Source organism: Serratia bockelmannii (assembly GCF_008011855.1).
GTDB classification, from domain to species: domain Bacteria; phylum Pseudomonadota; class Gammaproteobacteria; order Enterobacterales; family Enterobacteriaceae; genus Serratia; species Serratia bockelmannii.
Genome location: NZ_VOUX01000008.1, coordinates 57,968 through 82,321 on the forward strand (window position 1 = coordinate 57,968; position 24,354 = coordinate 82,321).

Here is a 24,354-nt window from a genome sequence, read left to right on the forward strand (position 1 = left end):
CGCCGCCGTTATACGCCTTTACGCAGCAGATAACGGTATGGCGCCTGCTCGGTCTCCTGCGCCACCAGCGTATGCTCCATAAAGCGGCAGAACCCCGGGATATCGCGGGTGGTAGCCGGATCGTCGGCAATAATCAGCAGCGTTTCGCCGTTGTCCATATGGCGCACGGTTTTACGCACCATCATCACCGGTTCTGGGCAACGCAGCCCCAGCGCGTCGAGCGTCTGGTCTGCCTGGGCAAATAAGTCAGTCATGCAATTTTTCTCGTTCAAAACGATCGGCGAACGCTCGCCGCATCTCATTAGCGCCTAGTTTACGCCGGTAGTTTTTCTGCGCAAGATGCGTTAACGTTTGCGTTAAATTTAACCATTGCATTGGTTGCGCAAACGCGTATCATGCCGCCGCGCAGCGTTTTTTGCTGTTTTGACAAGACACACTGGGTTCCCTCACCCCACTGCTAAAAAGGCTACAACATGTATTCGTTTACCGCACAGCAGCGCTTCACGGCGTTGGTCTGGCTTTCGCTGTTTCATATCGCCATCATTACCTCCAGCAACTACCTGGTGCAGCTGCCGATCACCGTTTTAGGCTTCCATACCACCTGGGGCGCCTTTACCTTCCCGTTTATCTTCCTGGCGACCGATCTGACCGTGCGCATCTTCGGCGCGCCGCTGGCGCGACGTATTATCCTGGCGGTGATGGTGCCGGCGCTGTTCATCTCTTATGTGATCTCCACCGTCACCTATCAGGGAGAATGGCAGGGCTTCGCGGCGCTGAGCAGTTTTAACCTGTTCGTGGCGCGCATCGCCGTGGCCAGCTTTATGGCCTATGTGCTCGGCCAGATCCTCGACGTACACGTCTTTAACCGTCTGCGCCAACGCAGCGCCTGGTGGGTGGCGCCGGCGGCGGCGATGTTCCTCGGCAACATCAGCGATACGCTGGCGTTCTTCTTCATCGCCTTCTACAAGAGCAGCGATCCCTTCATGGCCAACAACTGGGTGGAGATTGCGCTGGTGGATTACAGCTTCAAGGTGATGATCTGCCTGCTGTTCTTCTTGCCGATGTACGGCGTGTTGCTGAACATGCTGCTCAAACGCATCGCGGCGCGCAGCGGCAGCCTGCAGCCGAGCTGAGCCATGCTATTCTGGGCGGCCTTATCCTTGGAGGCCGCTCATGACCCCAATCGTCCGCACCGCCACGCTCGAAGAAATCCACCGCCTTTATCAACGCATCCCCGAATTCGGCGGCCTGCATAGCCTGGCCGATCTGCAGCAGCGCATCGGCACCGCCCCCGCCAGCCTGTTGATCGCCGAGATAGACGGGCAGCCGGCCGGTTTCAAACTCGGTTATCAACGGCAGGAAACGGTGTTTTACAGCTGGCTGGGTGGCGTGCTGCCGGCATTCCGTCGCCACGGCGTGGCGCAGGCCTTGTTGGCCGAACAGGAACGCTGGGCTCGGGCGCAGGGCTATCGCCAACTGACGGTCAAAACCCGTAACCGGTTCCGCGCCATGCTGACGATGCTGCTCACCCACCACTATCAGATTGTTCAACTGGAAAAGAAAGGCGAAGTGGCTGATTATCGGCTATTACTGGAAAAAAACTTGTGACAACATCTGCCTTGCATTTCAACCTGGAATAGGTTGCGATACGACAGTGAATCCCTACCGGAAAGGAAGAAGGAAGCCCGATGCGTAAAGTAGCGAAATTGATGGGTATCAGCCTGCTGGCGCTTGGCCTCGCGGCCTGCGACGGCAACACCAAAGACACCAAGGCAGCGCCAGACGGCGCGGCGGCCAGCGCGCCGGCCGGGCAGCAGGTAAGCCTGCTGGACGGTAAACTGGCGTTCACCCTGCCGGTCGGCATGGCGGATCAGAGCGGCAAGCTGGGCAACCAGGCCAACAACATGCATGTTTACGCAGACAGCACCGGCCAGCGCGCGGTGATCGTCATCTTGGGCGACAAGACCGCCGACAGCCTGGAGACTCTGGCCAAACGCCTGGAGAATACCCAGCGCGCGCGTGACGCCAACCTGCAGGTGATCACCAACAAGGCGCTCGACGTCAACGGCGTGCCGCTGCGTCAGTTGGACAGTATCATCACCAGCGGCGGTGAAAAGGCTTATTCTTCCGTCCTGATCGGCTCGCTGAACAACAACATGCTGACCATTCAGGTGACGCTGCCGGCGGACAATCAGCAGCAGGCGCAGACCGAAGCCGAAGGCATCATCTCCACCCTGAAGCTGAAGCAGTAATCCCACAGAGGGCCGGTTTGCCGGCCCTTTCGTTTTTATACCAGCGCCTGCGCCAGCAGGGTGATCGGATGTTCGCAGCGCTTGCTGGTGGACATTTCTATCTGCCATTTGCAGGTTTCGCAGTCGGTCACCACCAGATCCACCCCGCTCTCTTCTATCTGCCGGAACAGCGGCGCGCCGATGCCTTGCGACGTGGCGTAGTTCTCCGATTTGAACCCGTAGGTGCCGGCGATGCCGCAGCACTGCGAATCCAGCACCACCAGCTCCAGCCCCGGTATCTGCCGCAGCAGCTCAAGGGTGTAGGCGGTCCAGCCCATCTTCTCCATATGGCAAGGCGTGTGATAAGCCACCCGCAGCGGCGTGCGCTTGAGCGGTAGGCTGCGCCCCTGATTGATCAGGCGATAGAGATAGCGCGTCGCCAGCTCCACCCGATCGCGCACCGCAGTGGTGTCTACGTCCAGCAGATGAGGGTATTCGTCACGCAGGGTGAAGGTGCAGCTCGATGAGGTCGCCACCACCGGAATGCCGCGCTCCAGCACCGTTTCATGCAGCGATTCGGCATTGACCCTGGCCTGCTTTTTAGCCTGCTCGATAAACCCGTTGGCGATCAGCGGCACGCCGCAGCATTTCTCGCGTTTCAGCAGCTGCACGCCGATATCCAGCGCGTTGAACACCCGGACCAAATCCTTGCCCAGCTGCGGGTGGTTATAGTTGACGAAGCAACCGTGGAAGAATGCCACCTGCTCGGCGTAACGCTGCTGCGCCTGCGCCTGTTGCCGGTACCAGCGGCGGAAGGTGCCGAAGGAATATTTCGGCAGCTCACGACGGTGATCGATCTTCAGCGCCTTGTCCAGCAGCTTGCGCACCGGTTTCAACCCGGTGGCGGCGTTGACGATCGGCGCGAACGGCGTCGACAGCGAGCCCATGATGTCGGTGTGGCTGAGGATGGCATCGCGCAGCGTCGGCTTGCTCTGGGCGAAGTCGGCGCGGGCGCGCTGAATGATGTCGCCGATTTTGACGTCGGACGGGCAGGCCACTTCACAACGCTTGCAGTTGGTGCAGTATTTCAGCGCTTCGTCGTACAGCGCCGGGTCTTTCAACCGCAGCCGCTCGCCGTCCGGCCCCGCCTGTTTCGGCCCCGGATAGAGCGGGTTCACTTTGGCGACCGGGCAGTAGGTGGTACAGACGGTACATTTGATGCAGCTTTCAAAGCTGTGGTCCTGATGCAGGCTCATACGCACTCCTCCGCGGCGATCTGCTGCGCGACGTGCAGCGCACCGATCAATGACACGCCGGCGCCGCAGCCCTGCTGCAGCGGATCGTAGCCGCCGGCGACCGCGCCGATGGCATACAGATTGTCGAACGGCATTCCCTGTTTCATCGCCCGCAGCCTGCCGTCGGTGCGCACGCCAAACTGCAGATAAGGCTGCGGTGCAAACAGCTCGCGCTGGCTCCAGTCGGCGCGATCGGCGCGGCTGTGCACGTCCAGCCCGAAGATCGGCTCGCGTACCCCGTCAAAATCCGCCACCAGCCCATTGCTGAAGAAGCTGCCGCTGGCCAGCACCACCTGCTGCGCCCGCAGCGGAATATCGCCGTGGTTGCGGGTATATAGGCCGGTGACGCGGCCGGCTTCGCACTCGGCGCGCAGCACGCTGTCGCCAGGCATGAAAACGCCGCCCAGCTTTTGAAAACGCCGCCGCAGCGCCTGATGCAAACGCATGCCGGGCACCGAAGGCGGCAGCGTCGGCAGCAGCCGGATCGGTTTGCCGACCGCATCCTGCAGCACCGCCAGCGACGTATCGTCCTCCAGGCCCAGACAGGCTGGCAGGAAGAGCGCGTCGGCCTCGCCCGCCAGCCGCCGCAGCTCCTCGGCCATCGGCGGCAGGCTTTCCATCAAATCCAGCACCCGGGCGATGTTCACCGCGCGGAACTCGCTGGGGTTATTGCGCAATCTGTCCAACGCCGGCATGTGCAGATAGGCCACGTCCGTCTGCATACCGAGCTCCCGGCTCAGAGAGTCGGCGGCCATCTGCGGCTGGAAGTCGAGGAACCCCTCGATGCCGATCACCGCGATGCGCCGCCACGGCAGTTGGCCGGTCAGCGGCAGCGTCGGGATCGCCTGCGGGCTGAGCCAGGTGGCGCGGCGCGTGCCCAGCGGCGTAATGCGCAGATGGTTATTGGTACCCTCGCCCTGCAGGTTCAACCCGCAGCGCGCCAGCAGCCGCTGTGCGGCGGCGGACAGCGCCGCCACCCGACCGGGCCCGATCAGGGCATACGGATGCTGCGGCGCCTGCTGCGCCAGCTGCGGTAACGCCGCCAGCGGCATCTCGACCGGCGTGCCGTCCGGCAATCTCGCCAACAGATCGAGCGAGCCGGAGGAGAAGTAGAGCGCGCTCTGGCCGGAACTGACCACCGCGCAGCGTTTGCCCTGTTCGGCCACGGCAATGGCGCAGCTCAGGCCCGCCAGGCCACCGCCAATCACCACTACGTCAAATCGCATCATCCGCCTCCTGCTCCTTGTCGGCCTGGGCCTCAAGCCCGCATAACCCCTGGTAAACCCAACTGGTAAATTCGCTCTCGCGCAACGCATCGCCCCAGGCGATCGGCCGTACGCCTTTCCACCGTTCGTTGAGGAACTGCGACAGCTGCGCGATAGATTGCTGCGGCGTGCTGACGTTAAAGCGCGTCAGCAGCCCGGCGGCGCGGCAGGCGCAGAGTTCGCCTTGGCAGGTACCCATGCCGACGCGGGTGCGGCGGCGCAGATCCACCAGGTTATTGACGGTCAGCGAATTGACCGCATAGCGCACTTCCCCGGCGGTCACCGCCTCGCATTCGCACACCAGGCTGGTGTCGAGCCGATCGGCCGCCGGCACCTGGCTGGCGCGATCGCCGTGGCGGTAAATTGCTGAGCCGCGAATACTGGCGGGCAGTGAAACCACGCTGCGCACCGTTTCCTCCGCCGACTGGCGAGATCCGGGCAACGCGTCCTGCGCGGTGGTGCACGGACGGTTTACGCCAAGCTTTTCGCACACCTTGTCGGTGGCCCACTCCGCCATCAGGCGGTAGGTCATCAGCTTGCCGCCGGTGATGGTGATAAACCCTTCCAGCCCGTCGCGGGCGGCGTGATCGAGCAGCACGATGCCGCGGCTGACGTTGCGCCCGCTGGGATCGTCGTCGCTGGCGACCAGCGGCCGCACCCCGGCATAGGCGCGCAGAATGCGGGTCTGCGCCAGGGTGGGCGCCAACAGCGCCCCCTCGCGGATCAGAATGTCCACCTCCTGCGGGGTCACCAGCATGTTGTCAATTTGGTCGTAGTCGATATGAGTCGAGGTGGTGCCGATCAGCGAGATGGTGTCGCCCGGCACCAGGATATCGGCGTCCGCCGGTTTGCGGCAGCGGTTGATCACCATGTTGTTGATGCGATGGCCGAGGATCAGCAGCGCTCCCTTGGCCGGGAACATGCGAATGCGTAAATCGGCATATTCGGCAATCTGCTGGCCCCAGATACCGGCGGCGTTGACCACCACAGACGCGTGCAGTTCATAGCGCCGCTGATTCTGATGGTCGTAAACGCGCACGCCCGTTACCCGATCGCCGCTGCGCAACAATCCCACCACCTGGTGGTAGGTCAGGATCTGCGCACCGTGCTCGCGCGCGTCCAACATGTTGGCGGCGGTCAGCCGGAAGGGATCGACGGTGCCGTCCGGTACGCGCACCGCGCCGATCAGCGCCGGGTTAGCCGCCGGCTCCAACCGCAGCGCCAGCTGCGGGTCGATCGCTTCGGCGTCGATGTCGGCCTGGCGACAGGCCGCGATAAACTGCTGCTGATAGTCCAGCGAGTCTTGCGGCAAGGTGATGAACAGCCCGTCGGTGCGCTCGATACAGTGATGCGCGATGCGTTTCAGGATGCGGTTTTCTTCGATGCACTCGCGCGCCGACTCGCCGTCGGTCACCGCATAGCGCGCGCCGCTGTGCAATAAACCGTGGTTGCGGCCGGTGGCGCCGGTAGCGATGTCGTGGCGCTCCAGCAAAATGCATCGCAGGCCGCGCCGCGCACAGTCGCGGGCAATGCCTGCGCCGGTGGCGCCGCCGCCGATGATGATCACATCCGTTTCGCCGCCGTCAAAATAGCTGCTCATGTCGCTCCCTCAGGATCGGTAGTTATGAGCCTATTGAGCCACGGTTATTGGGGTCTTTGTTTGATAAGGAACAATAACGAACATAAAACGAAATAAAAATGACCACAAAAAACCATCAATGTGATCATAATCACGATTTTTGGACGTTTTTCTATTTCATAACGTTAACGAATCGCTCAAAATCCGCCGTGGTTTCATGAAAGTGTAACAATTGCGCCATTCGTCACAGCGACACCAGGCGTATTTGATGACAATGGCGCTCGTTATGGAACACAAAAACACCACATTCGATATCCGCTCAATCATCAAATGAACGTAAAAGGTCATATTGATGTGATAACAGATAAAGCCATCGGAGGCGCTCATGTTGAGTATTTTTAAGCCAGCCGCACACATCGCCCGTGTGCCGAGCGATAAGGTAGATCCGCTCTACCGTAAGCTGCGCTGGCAAATTTTCCTGGGGATCTTCTTCGGTTACGCCGCCTACTATCTGGTGCGTAAGAACTTCACCCTGGCCATGCCTTACCTGATCGAACAAGGCTTCAGCCGCGGCGACCTCGGCTTCGCGCTGTCGGGCATCTCTATCGCCTACGGCTTCTCCAAATTCATCATGGGTTCGGTTTCCGACCGTTCCAACCCGCGAGTATTCCTGCCTGCCGGCCTGATCCTGGCGGCGGCGGTGATGTTGTTCATGGGCTTCGTACCGTGGGCAACTTCCAGCATCGCGGTGATGTTCGTTCTGCTGTTCCTGTGCGGCTGGTTCCAGGGCATGGGTTGGCCGCCGTGCGGCCGCACCATGGTGCACTGGTGGTCGCAGAAAGAACGCGGCGGCATCGTCTCCATCTGGAACTGCGCCCACAACGTGGGTGGCGGCCTGCCGCCGCTGCTGTTCCTGCTGGGCATGGCCTGGTTCAACGACTGGCACGCGGCGCTGTACATGCCGGCCTTCGGCGCCATCCTGGTGGCCCTGATCGCCTTCGCCCTGATGCGCGATACCCCGCAATCCTGCGGCCTGCCGCCGATTGAAGAGTACAAAAACGACTACCCGGACGACTACAGCGAAAAAGACGAAGAAGAGCTGACCGCCAAGCAGATCTTCATGCAGTACATCCTGCCGAACAAGCTGTTGTGGTACATCGCGGTCGCCAACGTGTTCGTCTACCTGCTGCGTTACGGCATTCTGGACTGGTCACCGACCTACCTGAAAGAAGTGAAGCACTTCGCGCTGGACAAGTCTTCCTGGGCCTACTTCCTGTATGAATACGCCGGTATCCCGGGCACCCTGCTGTGCGGCTGGATGTCGGACAAAGTGTTCAAAGGCAACCGCGGCGCCACCGGCGTGTTCTTCATGACGCTGGTGACCATCGCCACCGTGGTGTTCTGGATGAACCCGGCCGGTAACCCGACCGTGGACATGATCTGTATGCTGGTCATCGGCTTCCTGATCTACGGCCCGGTGATGCTGATCGGCCTGCACGCGCTGGAGCTGGCGCCGAAGAAAGCCGCCGGCACCGCCGCGGGCTTCACCGGCCTGTTCGGCTACCTGGGCGGCTCGGTTGCGGCCAGCGCCATCGTCGGTTACACCGTAGACTTCTTCGGTTGGGACGGCGGCTTCATGGTGATGATCGGCGGCGGCGTGCTGGCGGTTATCCTGCTGCTGCTGACCATGCTGAACGAGAAGAAACACCACGCGGAAATCGCTGCCGGCAAGCGCGGCTAACCGTCATACGACTTTTGCATGATTTAAAGGCCGCCCTGCGGCCTTTTTACTACCCTGCCCCCAACAACACGGAGAAAACGGAATGCGGACTCAAGTCAAAGCCCTGCTGACAGGGATCATTCTCGCCACCTCAATGGTCAGCGCCGCCCAGGCGGCGGACAAAGTGGTGATCGCCCACCGCGGCGCCAGCGGCTACCTGCCGGAACACACTCTGCCGGCGAAGGCAATGGCCTACGCGCAGGGCGCCGATTACCTCGAACAAGATCTGGTGATGACCAAGGACAACGAGCTGGTGGTGCTGCACGACCATTACCTCGATCGCGTCACCGACGTCGCCGAACGTTTCCCGAACCGCGCACGCAAAGACGGCCGTTATTACGCCATCGACTTTACGCTGGCGGAGATCAAATCGCTGAAGTTCACCGAAGGCTTTGACATCGAAAACGGCAAGAAGGTACAGGGCTACCCTGGCCGCTTCCCGATGGGCAAATCCGACTTCCGCGTCCACACCTTCCAGGAAGAGATCGAGTTCGTACAGGGTCTGAACCATTCGACCGGCAAAAACATCGGCATCTATCCTGAAATCAAAGCGCCTTGGTTCCACAAGCAGGAAGGCAAAGACATCTCCAGCAAAGTGCTGGCAGTGCTCAAGCAGTACGGTTACACCGGCAAGAACGACAACGTCTACCTGCAGTGCTTCGACGCCAACGAACTCAAACGCATCAAGAACGAGCTGGAGCCGAAGCTGGGCATGGATCTGAAGCTGGTTCAGCTGATCGCCTACAACGACTGGCAGGAAACCTACGAGCAGAAAGCCGACGGCAAGTGGGTGGAATACGACTATGACTGGATGTTCAAACCGGGCGCGATGAAGAAAATCGCTCAGTATGCCGACGGCATCGGGCCGGACTACCACATGCTGGTGGTGGCGGATAAATCCAAGCCGGGCCACATCGTGCTGACCGACATGGTGAAAGAAGCGCACGCCAGCAAGCTGGCGGTGCATCCGTTCACCATCCGCGCCGATGCGCTGCCGAAGTACGTGACCGACGTGAACCAACTGTATGACGTGATTTACAACCAGGCCGGCGTCGACGGCGTGTTCACCGACTTCCCGGACAAGGGCGTGCAGTTCCTGCAGAAGCAGGGCCAGCACAAGTAATGCCAAGGGCGCCGCAAGGCGCCCTTGTTATTTCAGAGAAACGGCCTGGTTATTTCAGAGGAACATCTTGCGCAGGTAGTGCGGCACCGCGTTATCGACATTGGAGCCGATCACTTCCAGCTCCGGCAGCATATCCTTCAGGCGCTGATGCGCGTCGCGCATGATGCAGCCCTTGCCGGCCATCGACAGCATCTCCAGATCGTTCATACCGTCGCCGAAGGCGATGCACTCTTGCAGCGTATAGCCGATGATCTTGGCCACTTCTTCCAGCGCATGCCCTTTCGACACGCCGCCCGCCATCACTTCCAGACAGGTCGGGAACGAGAAGCTGACGTTGACCCGATCGCCCCAGCGCGCGTTGATGGCGTCTTCCACCTGCAGCAACCGCTCATGATCTTCACAGGTAAAGTAAACCTTGCAGACGCCGTCGGTTTCCAGCAGGCCCGGCTCAAACAGCTGATATTTGAATACCGACTCCTGGAAGAACTCTTCCTGCTCCGGGCTTTCGCGGTTGATGAACCAGTCATCGTTACGGTAGACGTTGGTGGTTATCTCCGGATCGTCGTGCAGCATGCCGTACAGATCGCGGGCGATATCCTCGTCCAGGTTGTGGCTGAAGATCAGCTCGCCGGCCGTGTTGTGCACCCGCGCGCCGTTGGAGGTGATCATAAAGGCGCTGATCTCCAGACTGTCGCGGATCTGCGCCACGTCGATGTGGTGGCGGCCGGTGGCGAACACGAAATGCACGCCGCGCTGGGTCAGCAACTTCAGCGTTTCTTTGGCGTACGGCGACAGGGTATGGTCGGGAGACAGCAGCGTGCCATCTAAATCGGAAGCGACGACGTGATACATAGCGTTATGTTCTAACCTCTGATGGAGTTGTCGGCGGCAGCGCGCCACCTAAGTGTTGAGCAAAGAAGCGCAGGATTGCGTTCAGTGCTTCGGCGCGCATCGCGTCCCGCTCGAACAGGATCTCATGGCGTGCGCCGTTGATAACCCACGGAAGCCCCCCTTCGCAAGGGCGCCCCGCGTCTGACAGAGCCTGACAAAAAGCCTGGTGCGAACGGTTGTCAACCACCCGTTCCTCACCGGCTTGCAAAAGCAACAGCGGCGTTGTTATCTCCCCGGCCTGCGCGATAATCTGCCGGCCGGCGCGGATGCTCTCCCGCACCCAATGGTAGGTCGGTCCGCCCACCTGCAGCTCGGGGTAATCGGCGTAATAGCGCAGGCTACGCCGGTAGCGTTCGCGGCTGTGGGTCAACACGTTGACCACATAAGGCAGCGGCCGCCACTGGCCGGTGCCCACCGCGTAGTAGTCGCGGATCGCCGGACGGGTCTCCGCCCAGTCGAGGATGCGGTCGGCCAGCCAGCCCGGCATCGGCAACTGGATGCCGAACATCGGCGCGCAAAACGCCGCCGCATCGAACGCCTGCGGCCGGCGTTGCAGGAACTGCGCCAGGATCGCGCCGCCCATCGAATGCGCCAGCGCGAAGCGCTGCCGGTAACCGCGCGACTCGACTTCGCGCTGCCAAAGCTGCTCGAAATCGTCCACGTAGTCGGCGAAGTTTACCACATGACCACGGTGCGTATCCGCCAGTAAACGCCCGGAACGCCCTTGGCCGCGATGATCGACGATCACCACGTCGTAACCGCAGTGGAACAGATCGTAGGCCACCTCGGGGTATTTCACGTAGCTTTCGATGCGGCCGGGGCTGACCACCACCACGCGCTGATGCCGCGCGGAACTGAAACGCACAAAGCGGATCGGCACGCCGTCCACGCCGCTGAACTCGCCTTCTTCGCGCTGCCGCCAGAAATCCAGCAGCGGCCCGGTGGCGAAGGCAGCGAACTGCGTTTCACGCGTTAACCAGTCATCGGAGCTGAGAGTGAACGAGGTCATCGAGAGCGTTTTCCCTGTGGGGCCGGCGGAAAAATGTGACCGCTGGCACAAGAAATCATACTAGCGTATTGTGATTCAATTCTGACAAAAAACGGCGCCGCCTCGGCGCATTGTGGCACAAAACGACACTTTCAGGGAGCCGAGAACCATGACCTTGGACTGGTGGTTAACCTACCTGCTGACCACGCTTATCCTTAGCCTGTCCCCTGGATCCGGCGCCATCAACACCATGAGCACCGGCATCAGCCACGGCTATCGCGGCGCCGCCGCGTCAATCGCCGGCCTGCAGGTCGGGTTGAGCGCGCACATCGTGCTGGTGGGCATCGGTCTCGGCGCGCTGATATCGCAATCGCTGCTGGCGTTCGAGCTGCTGAAATGGTTGGGCGCCGCCTACCTGGTGTGGCTCGGCATCCAGCAATGGCGCGCCGCCGGCGCGCTGGATCTGCATGCGCTGGCGGGCAGCATGCCGCGCCGCCGTCTGTTCCGCCGCGCGGTGCTGGTCAATCTGACCAACCCGAAAAGCATCGTGTTCCTCGCCGCGCTGTTCCCGCAGTTCATCTTGCCCAATCAACCGCAGGCCGAGCAGTACCTGGTGCTCGGCGTCACCACCGTGGTGGTGGATATTCTGGTGATGATCGGTTACGCCACCCTGGCGACGCGCATCGCCGGCTGGCTGAAAACGCCGCGCCAGATGCAGCTGCTTAACCGGGTGTTCGGTTCACTGTTCATTTTGGTGGCGGGGCTGCTGGCGACCGCCCGCAAAGCCTGACAAAAAAGGCCGGGCATCGCTGCTCGGCCTTGGGCATCTCACCGCCGGTCAGCGGGTAAAGATCAGGTGTAACCCGAAGCCGGTGAACAGCACGCCCGCCACCCCGTCGATCCACTTGGCCAACCGCTGATAGCCGCGGCGCATCGCCGGCAGCGCGAACACCACCGCCACCAAGCTGAACCAGACGAAGGTCTCGGCAACGATCAGCAAGAACAGCCCCCAGCGCGCGCCGGCGCCGACGCTGTCGCCGACGAACAGCGAGAACACGCTGCCGAAATAGATCACCGCTTTCGGGTTGGACAGATTGGTCAGGAAGCCGCGAATAAAGCTGCGCCCGGCCTTCGGCAACGCCACCTGGGCCTCCGCCGCCGGAGCAGCTTGCTGCGCCCGCGCGGAACGCAGCAGTTGCCACCCCATCCAGCACAGGTAAATGCCGCCGCCGACCATGATGACCTGATGCAGCCAGGCCATCTTCTGCAGGATCAGATGCAGCCCCATCAACGCCACGCCGGCCCAAACCACGATGCCGAGCGAAATGCCGACCACGCCCATCATCGCCTCACGGCGCGAACGGCTGGCGGCGGTTTGCGACACGAAAAAGAAGTCCGGCCCCGGGCTCATCAGCGCAATCAGATGCACCAGCGCCACGGTGAGAAACAGCATCAGCATGATTTATCGCCCTCAGTCTTCATCATTGTCGAGATGGTCGCGGATCATCGCCATAAAGGGCGCGCCGAAACGCTCCAGTTTGCGCTGGCCGACGCCGTTGACGCTCAGCAGATCGCCGGCCTTGATCGGCATCTGCTCGGCCATTTCCAGCAGCGTGGCGTCGTTGAACACCACGTAGGGCGGAATGTTTTCTTCGTCGGCGATCGATTTGCGCAGTTTGCGCAGCTTGGCGAACAGCTTGCGATCGTAATTGCCGCCGTAGGATTTCTGGTTGGCGCTGCTGCTGCGCGACTTCAGGCTCTGAATACGCGGCACCGCCAGCTGCAGCGCCACCTCGCCACGCAACACCGGACGCGCCGCCTCGGTCAATTGCAGCGCCGAGTGCATGGCGATGTTCTGGGTGATAAAGCCCAGGTGGATCAGCTGACGCAGCACGCTGGTCCAGTGTTCGGTGGTTTGATCGCGGCCGATGCCGTACACCGGCAGCTTGTCGTGACCGTATTCACGAATGCGTTGGTTGTTGGAGCCGCGCAGCACTTCCACGATGTACCCGAGGCCAAAGCGCTGGCCGACGCGGTACACGCAGGACAGCGCCTTGCGCGCGTCCTCCAGCCCGTCGTAGCGCTTGGGCGGATCGAGGCAGATGTCGCAGTTGCCGCAGTTCTCGTGCTTGCCTTCGCCGAAGTAGTTGAGCAGCACCAGGCGGCGGCAGGTTTGCGCCTCGGCGAACGCGCCCATGGCGTTCAGCTTGTGGCGTTCGATGTCCAGCTGCTGCCCGGCGGGTTTTTCCTCCAGGCAGCGGCGCAGCCAGGCCATGTCGGCCGGATCGTACAGCAGGATGGCTTCGGCCGGCAGGCCGTCGCGCCCGGCGCGGCCGGTCTCCTGATAATAGGATTCGATATTGCGCGGGATGTCGAAATGCACCACGAAGCGCACGTTGGGTTTATTGATGCCCATGCCGAAGGCGACGGTAGCCACCACCACCTGCAGATCGTCACGCTGGAACGCTTCCTGCACCTGCGCGCGGCGATCGTTGTCCAGCCCGGCGTGGTAGGCGCCGACGCTCAGCCCGCGGCTTTGCAGACGCGCGGCGGTGTCTTCCACCTTGGCGCGGCTGTTGCAATAGATAATGCCGCTCTTGCCGCGCTGATCCTGCACGAAGCGCCACAGCTGATCGAGCGGCTTGAACTTTTCCACCAGCGTGTAGCGGATGTTCGGCCGGTCGAAGCTGCTGACCTGCACCAGCGGATCCTGCAGCGACAGCAGGCGCACGATATCGCCGCGGGTGGACTCGTCGGCGGTGGCGGTCAGCGCGATCACCGGCATCGACGGGAAGCGCTGTTTCAGCTGACCCAGCGCGCGATATTCCGGCCGGAAGTCATGGCCCCACTGCGAGATGCAGTGCGCCTCATCCACCGCCAGCATTGCCGGCGGGCAGTGGTCGAGCAGGCTGAGGAAGCTTTCCATCATCAGCCGTTCCGGCGCGATGTACAGCATCTTGATGTTACCGTTGCGGCAACCGGCCATGACGTCCAGCTGCTCCTCGCGGGTTTGCGTCGAGTTATAGCAGGCGGCGGAAACGCCGTAGGCCAACAGTTGGTCGACCTGGTCCTTCATCAGCGAGATCAGAGGGGAAACGACCAGCGTCAGGCCGTCCATCACCAGCGCCGGGATTTGGTAGCACAACGACTTGCCGCCGCCGGTCGGCATCACCACCAGGCAATCCTGCCCGCCGATCGCGGCGTTGATAATCGTTTGCTGCCCCGGACGGAATTGCTGATAGCCAAAGGTATCGCGCAATACCTGCTCGGCCAGCAACTCTCTGTTAATCACTGCTGCGGTTGACACACACTTCCCCATTTTTTCATCGGTACACACCCAGCGGGTATGATTACATAATATCGTTCAGCATGACACCAACGCCCACCCGTGTCTGCCGGAAGTTATAGTCGATCAGCGATTCGCCGTAGCCGCTGAATACCTGGGTATAGAAACGCACGTTGCGGGTGATCGGATAGCTCCAGCCCAGCTCCGCGCCGCCGTAGCCGCTGTTCCAGTTATAGTGGCTGTCGACGCTGAACACGCTGTCGCCCCAGGCGTAACCGACCTTCAACCGGTAGTATCCCATGTATTTGGTGATGTCCGGGTTGTCGTCGTTGCTCGAGCTCTCCGAGAAGCGGAACCAGGGCTTGAGATCCACCTGCCAGTTGCCGTTTTGCGCCATCAGCCGCGCATAGCCGCGATTCCAGCTGCGCGACGTCGGATCCGAGCGGCCGTTAGATTGATGGTTCACGCCGATTTCAATATCGCGCAGCGTCCAACCGGCAAAGCGGTAATCGGTCGCCCACCCCACGAACAGCTGCGGCTCGTAGTTGGTCTCGCGGAACGGCGAAGACTCGCCGCGGTTGGACAATTGCCACCAGGAGCGCTGAGTATAAGACGCGCCGAGCACCGAGTTGTCGCCGGCAATGCCCCGCCACAGCGGAAACGCCAGGCTAAGCTGGTATTTCACCTCGTCCTTGCGCGCCTTGTCGGCCCAGTTGTACGTCTTGATGGCTTCTTTGTTGATATCGCTGGTGTCGGTGTACAGCAGGTAATTGGGATCGTAAGGATACAGCGTGAACGGATTATCGTGCTCCTGCAGCAGGTTGGCGATAATGCTGCCCCGCACCGCCGGCTTATCGTGAATCTGCTGCTCTTTGGCTTCCTCAGCCAATGCCAGCGCCGGCATCAGCAGCGTGGCGGAAACGATCCCTGACAAAATGCGCATAACCTCTCCTCACTCCAACGAAAAAGGGCAAGCCCGGAAAAAATCAGGCCATTTTACACACAAAGGGCGTTTTACCGCAGCGCAGGCCGGTTTTATTGGAATAGTCTGGAAAGCAACAAAGGTTAAGCATAAAATCAACATTCCATTAACCTGGACTGACCAGTTATCTCCCTTAAAACGCAAAAGAAAAACGGAAACCCGCTATGTCGACCACACCATTGACCCTGGAAGCCGCCCGCCGCAAGATCGGCGAAATCTTTGTCTACCACATGCCGTTCAACCGCGAGCTTGGCCTGGAGCTGCGCCGCTTCGACGATGATTACGTTGAGCTGAGCTTCACCAACCAGCGCAAGCTGGTGGGCAACGCCGCACAGGAAATTCTGCACGGCGGCGTGATCGCCGCCGTGCTTGACGTCGCCGCCGGGCTGGCCTGCGCCGGCGGCGTGCTGACGCGCATGGAGCCGCTGATCGAAGAAGAGATCGCCGCCAAACTGTCGCGCATGGGCACCATCGATCTGCGCGTCGACTATCTGCGCCCCGGTCGCGGCGAACACTTCGTCGCCTCCGCCAGCGTGCTGCGCAGCGGCAACAAGGTCGCCGTGGCGCGCGTAGAACTGCATAACCACGACGGCCTGCATATCGCGACCGCCACCGCCACCTATCTGGTCGGCTGATGATTGTGTGCGGTGAGCGTCTTCAGTACACTCACCGCATCTTACGTTCCCCACCAGAGTGACGTCATGGACGCAAAGCAAACGCGTCAGGGCATTTTCTTTGCCCTGGCCGCCTATTTTATGTGGGGCATCGCCCCGGCCTATTTCAAACTGATCCAGCAAGTGTCCGCGGACGAGATCCTCACCCACCGGATCATCTGGTCGTTTTTCTTCATGCTGGCGCTGATCACGCTGGGCCGCAACTGGCCTAAAGTGCGCGCCGCCTGCCAAAACCGCAAACGACTGCTGCTGCTGGCGGTCACCGCGCTGTTGATCGGCGGCAACTGGCTGCTGTTCATCTGGGCGGTGAACAATCACCATATGCTGGAAGCCAGCCTGGGCTACTTCATCAACCCGCTGGTTAACGTGCTGCTGGGGATGCTGTTTCTCGGCGAGCGCTTTCGTCGCATGCAGTGGGTGGCGGTGGCGCTAGCATTCACCGGGGTACTGGTGCAGCTCTGGCAGTTCGGCTCGTTGCCGATCATCGGTCTGGGGCTGGCGTTCAGCTTCGCTTTCTACGGCCTGCTGCGCAAGAAAATCGCCATCGACGCCCAGACCGGCATGCTGATTGAGACGCTATGGCTGCTGCCGGTGGCGGCCGCCTATCTGTTCCTGTTCGCCGACAGCCCCACCAGCCACCTGAGCGCCAACCCGTGGTCGCTGAACCTGCTGCTGGTCGCCGCCGGCATCGTCACCACCGTACCGCTGCTGTGCTTCACCGCGGCGGCTACCCGGCTGCGCCTGTCGACGCTCGGTTTCTTCCAGTATCTCGGCCCGACGCTGATGTTCCTGCTGGCGGTCACCTTCTACGGTGAGACCATCGGCCAGGACAAGCTGGTGACCTTCGGCTTTATCTGGGCGGCGCTGATCCTGTTCACCCTCGACGCGCTCTACACCCAACGCAAGCTGCGCTAAGCCCGGCGCCGCCGGGTTACAGCCAGTTTTTGCGCTTGAAGTACAGGTAAGGGGCCAGGCCGGCCAGGATCATCAGCGTGATGGCGCCCGGGTAGCCGAACGACCATTTCAGTTCCGGCATGAATTCGAAGTTCATGCCGTAGCTGGAGGCCACCAGCGTAGGCGGCAGGAATACCACCGACACCACCGAGAAGATCTTGATGATGCGGTTCTGTTCGATATTGATGAAGCCCATCGCCGCCTGCATCAGGAAGTTCACCTTCTGGAACAGCGATTCGTTGTGCGGCAGCAGGGATTCGATGTCGCGCAGCACTTCACGCGCCTGCTCCAGCTGGCCGGTCGGCAAACGCGCCTTGCGCACCAGGAAGTTGAGCGCGCGCTGGGTATCCATCAGACACAAACGCACCTTCCAGCCGATATCTTCCAGCTCCGCCAGCGTCGACAGCGCGGCGTCGTATTCGTCGCCCTGATGCCCTTCCATGATCACCCGGCTGAGCTGTTCCAGATCGCTGTAGATGTTCTCTATCTCGTCCGCCAGCTGTTCAATCTTGGTTTCGAACAGATCCAGCAGCAGTTCGTAGGCGTTGCCTTCAAGCATGGTCTGGTTGCGGGCGCGCATGCGGTACAGGCGGAACGCCGGCAGTTCACGCTCGCGCAGGGTATACAGGCGGCCGTCGCGAATGGTGAACGCCACCGTGGAGTTGCCGGCGTGATCTTCCGCATCTTCAAAGTAGAAGAAGGAGTGGATATGCAGACCGTCTTCGTCTTCGAAGAAACGGGCGGAGGCTTCGATGTCGTCCAGTTCGGGACGCGTCGCCAAGCTTTGTCCCAGCTCATTCTGCACGCGCTCACGCTCGCCCTCTTCCGGCTCGACCAGATCAACCCACAGCGATGACGTGAGATCATCCGAGTCGTCCAGTTCCAGACGGGACAAGCGGCGGTTATCTAATTTAAAAGCGCTCAGCATGTGCCAAAACTCCGTGAAGGTAACGGGTGCGGACAACGCGTTGAAGCACAGAAACAGAGGGGATGCGTATCACCGATTGTTTCAGACCATGAAGAGATCTGACTCATAGCGACACTTTGCGGGGTCGCCGACAACCACGAAGGCTATCAGCAAAAACGGAGAGCCTTAGAAGTTATACCTGCGGCGCAGGTCAGTGAGCCAGTATCTACTGGGTGTGTCCAAGGCGTCTGTCCTCAATGATAATAGTGCGCGCATGTTACGCCGAGAAGAAAAAGCCTGTCAACACGTTAGGCGGGATAATTGCGCAACAAATCATCACGATGATCAATGGCAGAAATGACGCTTAAACCGTACTGAAAAAGTCGCGACGATCGCTTACCGCCACCAAGAATGTTGCTAAGATGACATCACCCTAATGGTACGACAAGCATGCGGATTTAAACGATGAAACAGATTACCGCCCATGAACTGACCGCGATGAGCGAACAGGCCGCCAGCGTGCCCCGCCTGCGCGCGCACCGCACCTTACACGAAGAGCTGAGCGACCCGGTGCAACGCCTGGCGATCGCCATGGAGCCCGGCACCTATATCCGCCCGCACCGCCACCCGCAAACCTGGGAGCTGCTGACGCCGCTGCGCGGTCGTTTTGTCGTGTTGCAGTTCAACGATGACGGCGTCGTCATGCAGCGCACCCTGCTCGGCGAAGAAACCAAAGTGCTGGAGATGCCGGCATTTACCTGGCATGCGGTGCTGTCGGTCGATGCCGGCGGCGTGGTGTTCGAAGTGAAGCAGGGCCCGTATCAGGCGCTGACCGAAGAGGACTGCATGCAATGGGCACCGCAGGAAGGCGGCGAAGGCACCGAAGCGGTGATGCGCTGGTATGCCACTGCGCAGGTCGGCGATCGCTACCCTCACTGATAATGAACGATTGCAGGGGCCTGCCCCTGCAACTCTCCCCGCTCTTTATACCGTTTCCAGGCGAGCGTAGGCCGCCACCAGCCACTTGATGCCCTCGCCCGGGAAAGCGATCTGCAACCGGCTGTGCTCGCCGCTGCCTTCCAGATTGACGATGGTGCCTTCGCCAAACTTGGGATGGCGCACGCGCTGGCCCAGCTTGTAGCCGGTATCGTTCTCGCTGATCGGCGTGCCCATGCGGCGGTGATTGACCGGGCGCGATACGCTGGCGCGCAGGCGCACTTCTTCCACGCACTCTTCCGGCAGCTCGCCGATAAAGCGCGACGGCCGATGGTAAACCTCTTTGCCGTACAGACGGCGCGTTTCGGCGTAGGTCAGCGTCAGCTTCTGCATGGCGCGCGTTACGCCCACATAGGCCAGACGGCGCTCCTCCTCCAGACGGCCGCCTTCATCCAGCGACATCTGGCTCGGGAACATGCCTTCTTCCATGCCGACGATAAACACCAGCGGGAACTCCAGGCCCTTGGCCGAGTGCAGGGTCATCAGCTGCACCGCATCCTGGTAAGCGTCGGCCTGGCCTTCGCCCGCTTCCAGTGCCGCATGAGACAGGAATGCCTGCAGCGGCATCAGATCCTGATCTTCTTCCTGATAACTGAACTGGCGCGTCGCCGTCACCAGCTCCTCAAGGTTTTCGATACGCGCCTGCCCCTTCTCGCCCTTTTCCTGCTCATACATGATGAACAGTCCAGAATCGCGGATCACGCGGTCGGTCTGCACGTGCAGCGGCATGTCGGCGGTTTCATGCGCCAGCGACTCCACCAGTTCGATGAAGCGCTGCAGCGCCGACGCGGCGCGGCCGGCCAACACTTTGTCCTGCATCAGCTCGCGCGTCGCCTGCCACAGCGTCAGCTGGCGATCGCGCGCCGCCTGGCGCACCACGTCGAGGGTGCGATCGCCGATGCCGCGCGTCGGGGTGTTGACCACGCGCTCGAAGGCCGCATCGTCGTTGCGGTTGGAGATAAGGCGCAGGTAAGCCAGCGCATCCTTGATTTCCTGGCGTTCGAAGAAGCGCTGGCCACCGTAGATGCGGTACGGCATCGCCGTCTGCAACAGCGCCTCTTCCAGCACGCGCGACTGGGCGTTGCTGCGGTACAGGATAGCGCAGTCGTTCAGCGCGCCGCCGTTGTCTTGCCAGGTCTTGATGCGGTTAACCACGAAGCGCGCTTCGTCGAGTTCGTTGAAGGCGCAGTAGAGGGAAATCGGTTCACCTTCGCCGCCTTCGGTCCACAGGTTTTTGCCCATGCGCCCGTCGTTGTTGGCGATCAGGGTGTTGGCCGCTTTCAGGATGTTGCTGGTGGAACGGTAGTTCTGCTCCAGGCGGATGGTTTCCGCGCCGGGGAAATCTTTCAGGAAGCGCTGAATGTTTTCCACCTGCGCGCCGCGCCAGCCGTAGATCGACTGGTCATCGTCGCCGACGATCATCACGTTGCTGTTGCCGCCCGCCAGCAGACGGATCCAGGCGTACTGGATGCTGTTGGTATCCTGGAATTCGTCCACCAGCACGTTGGTGAAACGTTCGCGGTAGTGGTTGAGGATATGCGGCTTGTTCAGCCACAGCTCGTGCGCGCGCAGCAGCAGCTCGGCGAAATCCACCAGCCCGGCGCGATCGCAGGCTTCCTGATAGGCCTGATAGATGCGCAGCCAGGTGGCCTCTACCGGGTTGTTGTAGGTCTCGACGTGCTGCGGGCGCAGGCCCTCGTCTTTCTTGCCGTTGATGTACCACATCGCCTGACGCGGCGGCCACTGCTTCTCGTCGACGTTCAGCGCCTTGATGATGCGCTTGAGCAGCCGCAGCTGGTCGTCGCTGTCGAGGATCTGGAAATCCTGCGGCAGGTTGGCTTCCAGGTGGTGGGCGCGCAGCAGACGATGCGCCAGGCCGTGGAAGGTGCCGATCCACATGCCGCCCTGGCTGGTGCCGATCAGATGTTCGATACGGTGGCGCATTTCCGCCGCCGCCTTGTTGGTGAAGGTCACCGCCATGATCGAATACGGTGAGCAGTTCTCCACCGACAGCAGCCAGGCGATGCGATGCACCAGTACCCGCGTCTTGCCGCTGCCCGCCCCGGCCAGAACCAACAGGTTGCTGCGCGGCGCCGCCACGGCTTCACGTTGTTTTTCATTCAGGCTGTCGAGCAGATCGGAGACGTCCATAGGCACCACTAATGGTTAAGGGAAAACCCGCCGGTGACGGGTTTTTCACTGGAAATTTATACAGAGTTCTGGCAGGGATTATAACAATGCTGTCAGCGATGCCAACTGCGAAATCTCAATATGCGGCAGCAAGCGGCTGTCGGCAGCCTGCATCAGGCAGCGTTGCCGATCGTTGATCCAACAGGCCTGCAGCCCCGCGCGCAGCGCGCCGGCGACGTCGGTAGTCAGATCGTCGCCCACGTGCAGGATCTGCTCGGGCGCCACGCCCAGCCGCTCAACGGCCAGGTGGTACATGTCCTGGTACGGCTTGGCGCGCCCGTCCGGCCCGGAGCGCAACACGAACTGGAAATAACCGTCCAGGCCGCATAGCGACGGATCGACGTTGCCGTTGGTGATCGCCACCAGCGGGTAGCGCGCGGCCAACGCCTTCAGCGTGGCGTGGGTCGCTTCCGGCACCTCGATGCGGCTGCGCCACAGCGCGAAGTTCTGCATCGCCGCATCGGCCCCGATCGCCGCTTCGGCGTCGCGCAGCCCCTGCCGGCTCAGCGCCAGATGAATGGCGCGCCAGCGCCACTGGGTGACGTCATGGTAGATCTCCGGCTCCTGCTCGCGCAGCTCCTGACGCAGGCGATGAAAATCCGCCGACTGAAAGCTGCTCAGGCCGGGATGATAACTCTGCAGGAAGGCCACCGACTGTTGTTCGGTTTGCCGGATCACCGGACGGTTATCATACAGCGTGTCGTCCAGATCGAAAGTCAGCGCCGCCAGCGGGCGCAGCGGGCGATAAAAATGCATCAGGATTTCCCCCGTTTGGCACGCGGATGCGCGGCATCGTACACGTTCGCCAGATGTTGAAAGTCGAGGTGGGTATAAATTTGCGTGGTGGTCAGGTTGGCGTGGCCGAGCAGTTCCTGCACCGCGCGCAGATCGCCGCTGGACTCCAGCATGTGGGTGGCGAAGGAGTGGCGCAGCTTGTGCGGGTGAATATGGCTGTTGACGCCCTGTTTCACGCCCCACTCGGCGAAGCGCTTTTGCACGTTGCGCGTCGAGATGCGTCGCCCCTGATTGGACAGGAACATCGCGTCATCTTCCGGCCCGAACAGATCGCGCATCGCCAGCCAGTGTTCCAGCCAGGTGACGGCGGTGCGCCCGATCGGCAATTTGCGCTCTTTGCTGCCTTTCCCCATCACCCACACCTCGCCGGCGGCCATATCGACATGACGGCAATCCAGCCCCACCAGCTCGGAGAGGCGCAGGCCGGCGCCGTACATCACCTCCAGCATGGCGCGATCGCGCACCGCCAGCGGATCGTTGAGATCGATCTCCAGCAGCTGGTTCATTTCATCGACGTCGATGTTTTTCGGCAGATGGCGGCCGCTGCGCGGCGTGCGGATGCCCTTGGCGGGATTGGCGTGCAATACGCTCTGGCTGACCAGCCAGTCGAGGAAACTGCGCAGCGAAGAAAGCCGCAGCGCCAGGCTGGCGGACTGCAGGCCGGCGCGTTTGCTGCGCGCCGCCAGCATGCGCACCCGGGCGGCATCCAGCGCCACCCAGTCGGTGACGCCGATCTCCTGCGCCAGGCGCATCAGCGCCGCCAGCTGGCGTGAATAGCTGAGCTGCGTCAGCGGGCTGAGTTGGCGTTCTACCTTGAGATAACGCAGAAACGCGTCCACCGGCTGCTGCAGGCTGGGCGCAATCGGCGTCATGCGCGTTCGACCCAGCGTTCCAGCAGTTCCGGCAGCATGCGCGCCAGTTGATTGAGCATCACCGTGCCCATGCCCTGCTGATAGTGTTGCGTATCGCGGCTGCTGAAGATCACCATGCCCAGTTCGCCGTCGTCGCCCAGCATCGACAGCGCCACCGAGCCAATCTGGCCAATCTGTTTGGCCTGCGGCAACAGCAGCAGCAGTTCGGGGCCGTTCAGACCACCGAGGTAGTGTTGTTCGCTGCCCAGCCGCTGAATGCGGAACGGCTCGAACGCCGAACGCGTCAGCGCCAGGTGGGTGAAGTCGGAAGGTGCGCCGATCTTCCAGCGTTCGGCGAACAGGCGCACCGTGGCGCCGGCCAAACCGAAGCCGCGCGCCCAGCGCTGCAGCCGATTGAGCATGTCCTGCAGGCTGTCGGCGGTGGCCAAATCGGCCTGCAGGTGCAGCAACCGGGCGAACAGCCCTTCGTTGGCGCTGGCCTGCTCCATCAACAGCGTGATCTCTTCTTCCAACCGTTCGATGTGATTGCGCTGGCGGGCCAGGTGCCATTCCACCAGCGAAACGGTGCCGCGCACCGGGTGCGGCACGCGCATCTGCTCAACCTGGCGCGCGTTGCGAATAAAGAAATCCGGGTTCTGCAGCAGGTACTGCATCACGGTGTCGTCATCCAGCGCCAGGCCGGCGACGCTCTGTTCTTCTACGCTTTTCATAGATGAATAAATCCGTCATAGACATGGGTTGCCGGACCGGTCATAAACAGCGGATTGCCCGGCCCTTTCCAGCGAATATGCAGGCTGCCGCCCGGCAGTTCTACATGCACCTCTTCTGACAGCAATTCCTGTTGGATCCCCACCGCCACCGCCGCACAGGCGCCGCTGCCGCAGGCCTGCGTTTCACCAGCGCCGCGTTCATAAACGCGCAGCTTGATGTGATCGCGGCTCACCACCTGCATAAAGCCGATGTTGGCCCGTTCCGGGAAGCGTTCATGCCCTTCCAGCACCGGCCCAAGCAGCTCCACCTTGGCAGTTGTTACATCGTCCACCTGCAAAACACAATGCGGGTTACCCATCGACACCACGCCGCACAGCACGGTCTGTTCCGCCGCGCGCATGATGTAGGTCTTTTCAGCCTTAGTGGCGCGGAACGGCACCGCCTGCGGGTCGAAATTCGGTTCGCCCATGTTGACGCACACCAGATCGTCGTCGGTGACGCTGAGCACCATGCGCCCGGTTTGGGTGCTGACACGGATGTCGCGTTTGTTGGTCAGCCCTTTCAGCCGCACGAAACGCGCGAAGCAACGCGCGCCGTTGCCGCACTGCGCCACTTCGCTGCCGTCGGCGTTAAAAATTCGGTAGTGAAAATCCAGTTCGGGATCGTAAGGCGGTTCTACCACCAGCATCTGGTCAAAGCCGACGCCCAGGTGCCGATCGGCCAACCGGCGGATCAGCTCAGGTGAAAAATAGACATTCTGTGTAACGGCATCGACCACCATAAAGTCGTTGCCCAGACCGTGCATTTTGGAGAACTGCATATCATACTCCGCTAT

24 protein-coding genes are annotated in these 24,354 nt (G+C 61.4%); 9 read left to right on the forward strand and 15 right to left on the reverse strand.

The annotated features are described in order from the left end of the window. Positions 1-8 precede the first annotated feature (8 nt). On the reverse strand, positions 9-254 hold the full coding sequence (gene tusA, locus FOT55_RS11855; RefSeq protein WP_025304890.1) for a sulfurtransferase TusA: 246 nt from the start codon (positions 252-254) through the stop codon (positions 9-11). Positions 255-473: 219 nt separating this feature from the next. Between tusA and FOT55_RS11860 the strand changes: the two genes are divergently transcribed. The 3 genes from FOT55_RS11860 to FOT55_RS11870 all read left to right on the forward strand — a co-directional run bounded on the left by FOT55_RS11860 (position 474) and on the right by FOT55_RS11870 (position 2,252). After that, positions 474-1,133: a 7-cyano-7-deazaguanine/7-aminomethyl-7-deazaguanine transporter gene (locus FOT55_RS11860; RefSeq protein ID WP_049209361.1), complete on the forward strand. Its 660-nt coding sequence runs from the start codon at positions 474-476 to the stop codon at positions 1,131-1,133. A 40-nt stretch (positions 1,134-1,173) separates the two neighbouring features. Then, complete coding sequence (locus FOT55_RS11865; protein WP_043142199.1) at positions 1,174-1,608, forward strand: GNAT family N-acetyltransferase; 435 nt, start codon at positions 1,174-1,176, stop codon at positions 1,606-1,608. 80 nt (positions 1,609-1,688) lie between these two features. Further along, entirely contained in the window at positions 1,689-2,252 is a 564-nt protein-coding gene (locus tag FOT55_RS11870) for a DcrB family lipoprotein (protein ID WP_025304887.1), read from the forward strand. 35 nt (positions 2,253-2,287) lie between these two features. On the opposite strand, the gene glpC is transcribed toward FOT55_RS11870, so the two are convergent. The 3 genes from glpC to glpA are packed head-to-tail and all read right to left on the reverse strand — an operon-like array spanning position 2,288 to position 6,391. Then, a complete protein-coding gene (gene glpC / locus FOT55_RS11875) occupies positions 2,288-3,487 on the reverse strand; it encodes an anaerobic glycerol-3-phosphate dehydrogenase subunit GlpC (protein WP_147823499.1) in 1,200 nt (399 codons plus the stop codon). Continuing rightward, complete coding sequence (glpB, locus tag FOT55_RS11880) at positions 3,484-4,752, reverse strand: glycerol-3-phosphate dehydrogenase subunit GlpB (RefSeq protein ID WP_147823504.1); 1,269 nt, start codon at positions 4,750-4,752, stop codon at positions 3,484-3,486. Before glpB ends, glpC begins: the two co-directional genes overlap by 4 nt. Then, positions 4,742-6,391, reverse strand: coding sequence for an anaerobic glycerol-3-phosphate dehydrogenase subunit A (gene glpA / locus FOT55_RS11885; protein WP_147823500.1), 1,650 nt, complete (start codon positions 6,389-6,391; stop codon positions 4,742-4,744). Before glpA ends, glpB begins: the two co-directional genes overlap by 11 nt. A gap of 364 nt (positions 6,392-6,755) precedes the next feature. Between glpA and glpT the strand changes: the two genes are divergently transcribed. Beyond that, positions 6,756-8,111 (forward strand): glycerol-3-phosphate transporter, encoded by a 1,356-nt coding sequence (gene glpT, locus FOT55_RS11895; protein ID WP_025304883.1) that lies wholly within the window; start codon positions 6,756-6,758, stop codon positions 8,109-8,111. A gap of 82 nt (positions 8,112-8,193) precedes the next feature. Next, the gene (gene glpQ / locus FOT55_RS11900; RefSeq protein ID WP_038874121.1) at positions 8,194-9,273 is read left to right on the forward strand and encodes a glycerophosphodiester phosphodiesterase; all 1,080 of its coding nucleotides are present in this window, start codon (positions 8,194-8,196) and stop codon (positions 9,271-9,273) included. Positions 9,274-9,327: 54 nt separating this feature from the next. On the opposite strand, the gene yigL is transcribed toward glpQ, so the two are convergent. Both yigL and pldB read right to left on the reverse strand, forming a co-directional pair. Continuing rightward, the gene (yigL, locus tag FOT55_RS11905; protein WP_025304881.1) at positions 9,328-10,125 is read right to left on the reverse strand and encodes a sugar/pyridoxal phosphate phosphatase YigL; all 798 of its coding nucleotides are present in this window, start codon (positions 10,123-10,125) and stop codon (positions 9,328-9,330) included. 4 nt (positions 10,126-10,129) lie between these two features. Continuing rightward, entirely contained in the window at positions 10,130-11,173 is a 1,044-nt protein-coding gene (gene pldB, locus FOT55_RS11910; RefSeq protein WP_043142212.1) for a lysophospholipase L2, read from the reverse strand. Between the two features lie 148 nt (positions 11,174-11,321). Here pldB and rhtB point away from each other — a divergent pair, with 148 nt between their 5' ends. Then, positions 11,322-11,942, forward strand: a complete 621-nt coding sequence (gene rhtB / locus FOT55_RS11915; protein ID WP_060434791.1) for a homoserine/homoserine lactone efflux protein — start codon at positions 11,322-11,324, stop codon at positions 11,940-11,942. Between the two features lie 48 nt (positions 11,943-11,990). Here rhtB and rhtC read toward each other — a convergent pair whose 3' ends face one another. Genes rhtC through pldA form a run of 3 tightly spaced genes read right to left on the reverse strand, consistent with a single transcriptional unit; the run spans position 11,991 to position 15,381 of the window. Continuing rightward, complete coding sequence (rhtC, locus tag FOT55_RS11920; RefSeq protein ID WP_049203601.1) at positions 11,991-12,611, reverse strand: threonine export protein RhtC; 621 nt, start codon at positions 12,609-12,611, stop codon at positions 11,991-11,993. Positions 12,612-12,623: 12 nt separating this feature from the next. Further along, positions 12,624-14,459 (reverse strand): ATP-dependent DNA helicase RecQ, encoded by a 1,836-nt coding sequence (gene recQ / locus FOT55_RS11925; RefSeq protein WP_060434793.1) that lies wholly within the window; start codon positions 14,457-14,459, stop codon positions 12,624-12,626. A 43-nt stretch (positions 14,460-14,502) separates the two neighbouring features. Continuing rightward, entirely contained in the window at positions 14,503-15,381 is an 879-nt protein-coding gene (gene pldA, locus FOT55_RS11930; RefSeq protein WP_063989073.1) for a phospholipase A, read from the reverse strand. A gap of 203 nt (positions 15,382-15,584) precedes the next feature. Here pldA and FOT55_RS11935 point away from each other — a divergent pair, with 203 nt between their 5' ends. Beyond that, complete coding sequence (locus tag FOT55_RS11935) at positions 15,585-16,055, forward strand: thioesterase family protein (protein WP_033636656.1); 471 nt, start codon at positions 15,585-15,587, stop codon at positions 16,053-16,055. A 66-nt stretch (positions 16,056-16,121) separates the two neighbouring features. Then, positions 16,122-17,009: an EamA family transporter RarD gene (gene rarD, locus FOT55_RS11940; RefSeq protein ID WP_025304876.1), complete on the forward strand. Its 888-nt coding sequence runs from the start codon at positions 16,122-16,124 to the stop codon at positions 17,007-17,009. 16 nt (positions 17,010-17,025) lie between these two features. Here rarD and corA read toward each other — a convergent pair whose 3' ends face one another. Continuing rightward, positions 17,026-17,976, reverse strand: coding sequence for a magnesium/cobalt transporter CorA (corA, locus tag FOT55_RS11945; RefSeq protein ID WP_004934262.1), 951 nt, complete (start codon positions 17,974-17,976; stop codon positions 17,026-17,028). A gap of 444 nt (positions 17,977-18,420) precedes the next feature. Here corA and FOT55_RS11950 point away from each other — a divergent pair, with 444 nt between their 5' ends. Then, complete coding sequence (locus FOT55_RS11950) at positions 18,421-18,894, forward strand: WbuC family cupin fold metalloprotein (protein WP_025304875.1); 474 nt, start codon at positions 18,421-18,423, stop codon at positions 18,892-18,894. A 45-nt stretch (positions 18,895-18,939) separates the two neighbouring features. Here the strand turns inward: FOT55_RS11950 and uvrD are convergent, their stop codons facing one another. From uvrD to dapF, 5 genes are all read right to left on the reverse strand, one after another. Continuing rightward, positions 18,940-21,102, reverse strand: a complete 2,163-nt coding sequence (gene uvrD, locus FOT55_RS11955) for a DNA helicase II (RefSeq protein ID WP_025304874.1) — start codon at positions 21,100-21,102, stop codon at positions 18,940-18,942. A gap of 78 nt (positions 21,103-21,180) precedes the next feature. Next, positions 21,181-21,897 (reverse strand): 5-amino-6-(5-phospho-D-ribitylamino)uracil phosphatase YigB, encoded by a 717-nt coding sequence (gene yigB, locus FOT55_RS11960; RefSeq protein WP_025304873.1) that lies wholly within the window; start codon positions 21,895-21,897, stop codon positions 21,181-21,183. Further along, positions 21,897-22,808: a tyrosine recombinase XerC gene (gene xerC, locus FOT55_RS11965; protein ID WP_147823501.1), complete on the reverse strand. Its 912-nt coding sequence runs from the start codon at positions 22,806-22,808 to the stop codon at positions 21,897-21,899. The genes yigB and xerC overlap by 1 nt, the downstream gene beginning before the upstream one ends. Next, the gene (locus FOT55_RS11970; protein ID WP_038874100.1) at positions 22,805-23,518 is read right to left on the reverse strand and encodes a DUF484 domain-containing protein; all 714 of its coding nucleotides are present in this window, start codon (positions 23,516-23,518) and stop codon (positions 22,805-22,807) included. Before FOT55_RS11970 ends, xerC begins: the two co-directional genes overlap by 4 nt. Continuing rightward, a complete protein-coding gene (gene dapF / locus FOT55_RS11975) occupies positions 23,515-24,339 on the reverse strand; it encodes a diaminopimelate epimerase (RefSeq protein WP_147823502.1) in 825 nt (274 codons plus the stop codon). Before dapF ends, FOT55_RS11970 begins: the two co-directional genes overlap by 4 nt. Positions 24,340-24,354 lie beyond the last annotated feature (15 nt).

Coding starts and splice junctions, on each gene's coding strand:
- glpT (WP_025304883.1), top strand. CDS start 6,756: ATGTTGAGTATTTTTAAGCCAGCCGCACACATCGCCCGTGTGCCGAGC.
- glpB (WP_147823504.1), bottom strand. CDS start 4,752: ATGCGATTTGACGTAGTGGTGATTGGCGGTGGCCTGGCGGGCCTGAGC.
- pldA (WP_063989073.1), bottom strand. CDS start 15,381: ATGCGCATTTTGTCAGGGATCGTTTCCGCCACGCTGCTGATGCCGGCG.
- rarD (WP_025304876.1), top strand. CDS start 16,122: ATGGACGCAAAGCAAACGCGTCAGGGCATTTTCTTTGCCCTGGCCGCC.
- rhtC (WP_049203601.1), bottom strand. CDS start 12,611: ATGCTGATGCTGTTTCTCACCGTGGCGCTGGTGCATCTGATTGCGCTG.
- FOT55_RS11860 (WP_049209361.1), top strand. CDS start 474: ATGTATTCGTTTACCGCACAGCAGCGCTTCACGGCGTTGGTCTGGCTT.
- uvrD (WP_025304874.1), bottom strand. CDS start 21,102: ATGGACGTCTCCGATCTGCTCGACAGCCTGAATGAAAAACAACGTGAA.
- FOT55_RS11950 (WP_025304875.1), top strand. CDS start 18,421: ATGAAACAGATTACCGCCCATGAACTGACCGCGATGAGCGAACAGGCC.
- glpQ (WP_038874121.1), top strand. CDS start 8,194: ATGCGGACTCAAGTCAAAGCCCTGCTGACAGGGATCATTCTCGCCACC.
- yigB (WP_025304873.1), bottom strand. CDS start 21,897: ATGCATTTTTATCGCCCGCTGCGCCCGCTGGCGGCGCTGACTTTCGAT.
- rhtB (WP_060434791.1), top strand. CDS start 11,322: ATGACCTTGGACTGGTGGTTAACCTACCTGCTGACCACGCTTATCCTT.
- FOT55_RS11970 (WP_038874100.1), bottom strand. CDS start 23,518: ATGAAAAGCGTAGAAGAACAGAGCGTCGCCGGCCTGGCGCTGGATGAC.
- FOT55_RS11935 (WP_033636656.1), top strand. CDS start 15,585: ATGTCGACCACACCATTGACCCTGGAAGCCGCCCGCCGCAAGATCGGC.
- glpA (WP_147823500.1), bottom strand. CDS start 6,391: ATGAGCAGCTATTTTGACGGCGGCGAAACGGATGTGATCATCATCGGC.
- tusA (WP_025304890.1), bottom strand. CDS start 254: ATGACTGACTTATTTGCCCAGGCAGACCAGACGCTCGACGCGCTGGGG.
- glpC (WP_147823499.1), bottom strand. CDS start 3,487: ATGAGCCTGCATCAGGACCACAGCTTTGAAAGCTGCATCAAATGTACC.
- FOT55_RS11865 (WP_043142199.1), top strand. CDS start 1,174: ATGACCCCAATCGTCCGCACCGCCACGCTCGAAGAAATCCACCGCCTT.
- dapF (WP_147823502.1), bottom strand. CDS start 24,339: ATGCAGTTCTCCAAAATGCACGGTCTGGGCAACGACTTTATGGTGGTC.
- FOT55_RS11870 (WP_025304887.1), top strand. CDS start 1,689: ATGCGTAAAGTAGCGAAATTGATGGGTATCAGCCTGCTGGCGCTTGGC.
- yigL (WP_025304881.1), bottom strand. CDS start 10,125: ATGTATCACGTCGTCGCTTCCGATTTAGATGGCACGCTGCTGTCTCCC.
- pldB (WP_043142212.1), bottom strand. CDS start 11,173: ATGACCTCGTTCACTCTCAGCTCCGATGACTGGTTAACGCGTGAAACG.
- corA (WP_004934262.1), bottom strand. CDS start 17,976: ATGCTGAGCGCTTTTAAATTAGATAACCGCCGCTTGTCCCGTCTGGAA.
- xerC (WP_147823501.1), bottom strand. CDS start 22,808: ATGACGCCGATTGCGCCCAGCCTGCAGCAGCCGGTGGACGCGTTTCTG.